Origin of the sequence: Nostoc sp. 'Peltigera membranacea cyanobiont' 232 (genome assembly GCF_002245985.1) — a bacterium.
GTDB lineage: Bacteria > Cyanobacteriota > Cyanobacteriia > Cyanobacteriales > Nostocaceae > Nostoc.
Window position 1 is genome coordinate 1 of the sequence record NZ_NOLK01000288.1, and the last position, 4,687, is coordinate 4,687.

At 45.1% G+C, this 4,687-nt stretch carries 5 protein-coding genes; 1 reads left to right on the plus strand and 4 read right to left on the minus strand.

Annotated elements, in window-relative coordinates:
• Positions 1–78: 78 nt before the first annotated feature.
• A complete protein-coding gene (locus CDG79_RS39055; RefSeq protein WP_094346855.1) occupies positions 79–273 on the minus strand; it encodes a heavy-metal-associated domain-containing protein in 195 nt (64 codons plus the stop codon).
• 351 nt (positions 274–624) lie between these two features.
• On the opposite strand from CDG79_RS39055, the gene CDG79_RS39060 reads away from it, so the two are divergent.
• Complete coding sequence (locus CDG79_RS39060; protein ID WP_094346856.1) at positions 625–2,064, plus strand: RtcB family protein; 1,440 nt, start codon at positions 625–627, stop codon at positions 2,062–2,064.
• A gap of 280 nt (positions 2,065–2,344) precedes the next feature.
• Here the strand turns inward: CDG79_RS39060 and CDG79_RS39065 are convergent, their stop codons facing one another.
• From CDG79_RS39065 to CDG79_RS39075, 3 genes are all read right to left on the minus strand, one after another.
• Positions 2,345–3,931, minus strand: coding sequence for a glucose-6-phosphate isomerase (locus tag CDG79_RS39065; RefSeq protein ID WP_094346857.1), 1,587 nt, complete (start codon positions 3,929–3,931; stop codon positions 2,345–2,347).
• Between the two features lie 112 nt (positions 3,932–4,043).
• Positions 4,044–4,301 (minus strand): hypothetical protein, encoded by a 258-nt coding sequence (locus CDG79_RS39070; protein ID WP_012410276.1) that lies wholly within the window; start codon positions 4,299–4,301, stop codon positions 4,044–4,046.
• A gap of 62 nt (positions 4,302–4,363) precedes the next feature.
• Positions 4,364–4,561 (minus strand): hypothetical protein, encoded by a 198-nt coding sequence (locus CDG79_RS39075; protein ID WP_094332765.1) that lies wholly within the window; start codon positions 4,559–4,561, stop codon positions 4,364–4,366.
• Between the last annotated feature and the right edge of the window lie 126 nt (positions 4,562–4,687).

Consider the following 4,687-nt stretch of genomic DNA (forward strand, 5'->3'; position numbering starts at 1 on the left):
CTGAGTACTAAGTAAAGGAAAGAACTATCCATTTGCTTTTCCCTCTGTTTCCAGTCCCCAGTCCCCAATCCCCTTTCTTTAGCCGGCTGGATAGCCAGCAGCAGCTAACGCTTCCTTAATTACTGTTTCTGATGCTTGAGTTTCTACACTGACAAGCTTGGTTGTGGGATCTGCCTGAATGCTGGCATTAGCATCGACTGCCTGAAGTGCTTTGGTGATGGTACTTGCACAAACAGAACAAGACATATTGGGAACTGTGAGTTGGAGAGTCATAGATTTACGGGATAATAATGAACAACCTAGCCAGAAATAACTGAAAAGAGAGTCGCCTTGAATTCATACTAGACTCTCTAGCCGGCTGGAGAGTCTAGAGAATTTTAAAAGTTTTTTGCTAAAGTTCAATTTTCTTTAGAGATGTAGTGCATAAATCGCTAAAGAATACAAAATACTACAAAACACTTGTCTCCTGATGCAAGTGTGTGTTATCAAGGCTATATAACTGTTGTTTTCCCCACAATTCCGGGAAAATAACCCTCCGCAACACCTGAGACGCGGCTGCTGAACCCAAGTCTCCTCCTCTCTTCACAACAAAGAGTCTTTTTTAAGGCTCTATTTGGAGTTTTCATGCAGCCAAAAAATTTAAAGCGTCTCCTGCGTGCTTTAGAGCGGCAGGGTTTGGATGTAAGTTACAACGATCGCACTTATTCTGTCCGTTTAGTTAATTCTCCTGATGCACCTGTAGCGGAAGTGCTTCTGCCAGAAGGCTTCCCCGTAGAAGCTAAGGCGCTGAAGCAGTTAGCGAATTTGGCAAGTGTCCGCCACCCGTCAGGTGGATGCGTTTGTCGGGCCTGTGCAACACCTGACTTTCACCCAGGTGATGCAGGTGTTGCCATTGGTTCAATTGTGGAAACCGTTGGTCAGGTTATTCCTGGCGCTGTCGGTTCTGACATCAATTGTGGAATGCGCCTGCACGTTGCTGATTTGACAATCGACGAATTCTTAGCAAAGCGCGACCAATTCGTAGAAAAAATGAAGGGGGATTACTTCTTTGGTACGCGTGATGTGACAATGACTGCTGAGGCAATGCGATCGCTATTTCAATACGGAGTTTTAGGTTGGCTGGATGCCATGCAAAATCGGGCTACGGGGAGTGTAGTCAAATCTGATTTGCAACAACTAGCCCAAGAGAGCGAACGCATCTTTTTAGGTGGTTCAATGGATGGTGACTGGAAACTTGCGCCAGAAGAATTGGTTCCCGATGCCGGACTGGTACGCGATGGCGGATTAGCAACCATTGGCGGTGGCAATCATTTTGTAGAAGTGCAGCGAGTTGATAAAGTTGAAAATCGCACCCTTGCCCATACTTGGGGAGTGCGTGAGGGACAACTAGCTTTTATGATTCATTCTGGTTCCCGAAATGTGGGTAAGTATATTGGGGGAATGTGGCGAGATAAAGCTAAGGCGACTTGGCAAAAAGGTCTGAAGTACCCTGATTCTCAGATTTTTCCTCTCTCTAACCATTCTCACCCCGAATTAGTCGCCAGTTACTTGCAAGCCGAGGCAACTGCTACCAATTATGCCTTTATCAACCGTTTGCTGTTAGCGGAACTGCTACGTCTGCGTTTACGGGAAGTATACAAAGATGTGGAAGCACCTCTAGTTTACGACTTGCCGCACAACATCACCTTACCAGAAGGTCAAGGATGGGTAACACGCAAGGGTGCTTGTCCAGCCCATGCAGGGCAACCAGTGATTATTCCTGGTTCAATGGGTACTGATTCTTATCTGATGGTGGGTAGAGGCAATGCAGCGTTTTGTAATTCGGCCTCACATGGGGCGGGAAGAATTTTTTCTCGCTTCGACCTCAATCGCAGAGGTGCATCTCAAAGCGAGGCAGAACTGGGATTAACTGGCGTAGACTGCATAACCTTGCGTGAAGAACGCCGCATTGAAGAAGCACCAGCCGCCTACAAACCGATTCAGTCTGTGATTGATGTGCAAGTGGAGGCAAAAATGGTAGACGTTGTGGCGCGATTGAGTCCGGTGTTGACGTTTAAGGCGTAGCTCTAAATAAAAAGCCCCTGGTGTTAACCAGGGGTATCCATCTTTATTCCCTGATATTAGAATCGCATCTGTGAAGTGATAGCAAATCCGTACTAATGCAATTAATGCATAAAGTTTATGATATTTTTGCAATCATTGAGAGAGAATTTATACCAAGTTGCGAACTATACAGCAAAGCATCCTAGATGGAAGATAAAACTTCTATCTAGGATGCTTCACAATAAAAAATTGTTGATTACACAACAATTAGGGACAAAATGTGATATTCACACTAGAGCTATCAGCTAGCAGAAACGGTTAAACTGCCGGGTTTCTGAAGATCGCCTTGCAAAACCACACCTCGCTGATTGGCATGGATATGACGCAAAATCTTGTAAATTGCCTCAACCTGCTCTGATGCACCTGCTTTCTGGGCAAGTTCTTCAAGAGAAAGAGGAGTTTTTTCTTTTTGGAGGACTGCTACCACTCGTGTTTGCAAATCGAGAATGGAGGCGGCAGCTTTTTTGCCAGCTTCTACCCCTGGCTGATGGTAGGCGTTGACGTTAACTAAGCTCGCATATAAACCAACAGCGCGTTCATACAAAGCAATTAATGCCCCTACGGTTCGGGGATTAACTTGGGGAATGGTGACTGTAATCGAATCGCGGTGATTTTCATAAAGTGCTTGTCGGGTTCCTTGGAGAAAACCGGAAAGATAGTCGCCTGATGTAACTCCCGGATCTATTTCAGTGGATGGGCCCTGACGATCTTCTAATACTTCAACAAAGGTAGCAAAGAAATTAGCTACACCCTCACGCAACTGTTGAACGTAAGCGTGTTGATCTGTTGAGCCTTTGTTACCATAAACGGCGATACCTTGATGGACTACTTTACCGTCTAAGTCTTTTTCCTTGCCCAAGGATTCCATCACCAGCTGTTGCAAATAGCGACTGAATAAAAATAAGCTGTCCTTGTAAGGTAGGACAACCATATCTTTTTCACCCTTTCCGTTACCTGCAAAGTACCAAGACAAAGCAAGCAAGGCTGCTGGGTTATTTTTGACATCTGGGACGCGGGTAGCGTCATCCATCTCTTTTGCACCATCTAGGATGGCGCGAACATCAATGCCTTGTAATGCGGCTGGTACTAGCCCCACAGCAGACATTTCTGAGGTGCGTCCTCCTACCCAGTCATACATGGGAAATCTGGCTAGCCAACCTTCGTCTTTGGCTAGTTTATCGAGGTTGCTATCAACGCTGGTAATTGCTACCGCGTATTGAGCAAATTCCAAATTGTGTCCGGCGTAAGCTTTTTTAACTTCAATCATGCCGTTGCGTGGTTCCGGCGTTCCCCCAGATTTAGATATCACCAATACCAAAGTGCTGGCGAGGCTATTTCGGAGATGATTGATAACGCGATCGATACCTGCCGGATCGTTGTTATCGATAAAGTGAATTTTCAGAGGCGGGAAATCAGGAGCAAGAGCTTCTGCGACGAATTGGGGGCCGAGGGCGGAACCACCAATGCCAATGGAGATAATATCCGTGAAGCGACTTGCTCTGGGAGGATGAATAGCACCTGTTTGGACTTTTTCCGCAAAGGCTTCGATTTGTTCTAGGGTTTGGACTATTTCTTGTGTAAGTTCTGGAGTTGGCGCTAAATCAGGATTTCGCAGCCAGTAGTGTCCAACCATGCGGTTTTCATCAGGATTTGCGATCGCACCCTTCTCCAGTTCAGCCATATCCGCAAACGCCTTGTCAAACTTCGGCTGCAACGATTCCACAAAGGCATCATCGAACCGCATTCGACTTATGTCTAAATACAGTCCCAATCCCTCGTGGAAATATAACCAGTTTTGGTATCGTTGCCAAAGTGCCCTAGCATCCATAGGGAAATCTCAAATAAAGTGTTTTTCAAAAACCAGTTTAATGTAAGGTTATAGCGATCCCTGCCTAGCCTTATACAGTTTACAGTTTTCAGTGTTCCCTTAACTCTTCACTTTAAACATCTGGCATAGGGATGACACGCAAAAATTTCACAATTTCACCTCTGATTTCTATACCAATCAGGTAATTATCTAGGGTAAAACGGTGAAAAATGCCTTCACCATCAAGCTGTCGCAGTTCTTTTAGATCGCTCAACTGCCACTTTTGGGCTAACTCAACAAAGACAAAATCATGCACCCGCTCGTAAGCAGCAGGTTCTAAATTTTTCAGGTCTAGCAAAAAAGACCTTGCATAGCGCATTTCTAGACTCACTAGGCGTTACCTTAACCAAAACTTGAGGGGCCACTGGCACAAGAAAAGAAAGCGCTGCTGAATCAGAAAAACATCAACAGTCGTACCGCTTCTTCATGGGTTAATATATCCCACGGTTGCTGCGATCGCTTAACTTGTTGTATCGCTTTGAGCATATAAAAGTCACAATGTAAAGCTTCGAGAACGTTCCAAATGTCTTGCAAATCTTCATCGGCTAACTGCTCGATTAAGTGATGCATTCTCAGTCGCAGCAAATTCATACGTTAGTTTTTACCTACAACCCAACACCAACAATAAATAGTATTCCCACAAAATTAGCAAAGGTTAACGGCAATATAGCACTATGCTCAAGCTACGCTAAAATTTATTCGCCAAGCGTTGAGGGC

Excerpts from the sequence above, each read along its gene's own strand:
- CDG79_RS39055 (WP_094346855.1), bottom strand. The coding sequence starts at position 273 with ATGACTCTCCAACTCACAGTTCCCAATATGTCTTGTTCTGTTTGTGCA.
- CDG79_RS39060 (WP_094346856.1), top strand. The coding sequence starts at position 625 with ATGCAGCCAAAAAATTTAAAGCGTCTCCTGCGTGCTTTAGAGCGGCAG.
- CDG79_RS39065 (WP_094346857.1), bottom strand. The coding sequence starts at position 3,931 with ATGGATGCTAGGGCACTTTGGCAACGATACCAAAACTGGTTATATTTC.
- CDG79_RS39075 (WP_094332765.1), bottom strand. The coding sequence starts at position 4,561 with ATGAATTTGCTGCGACTGAGAATGCATCACTTAATCGAGCAGTTAGCC.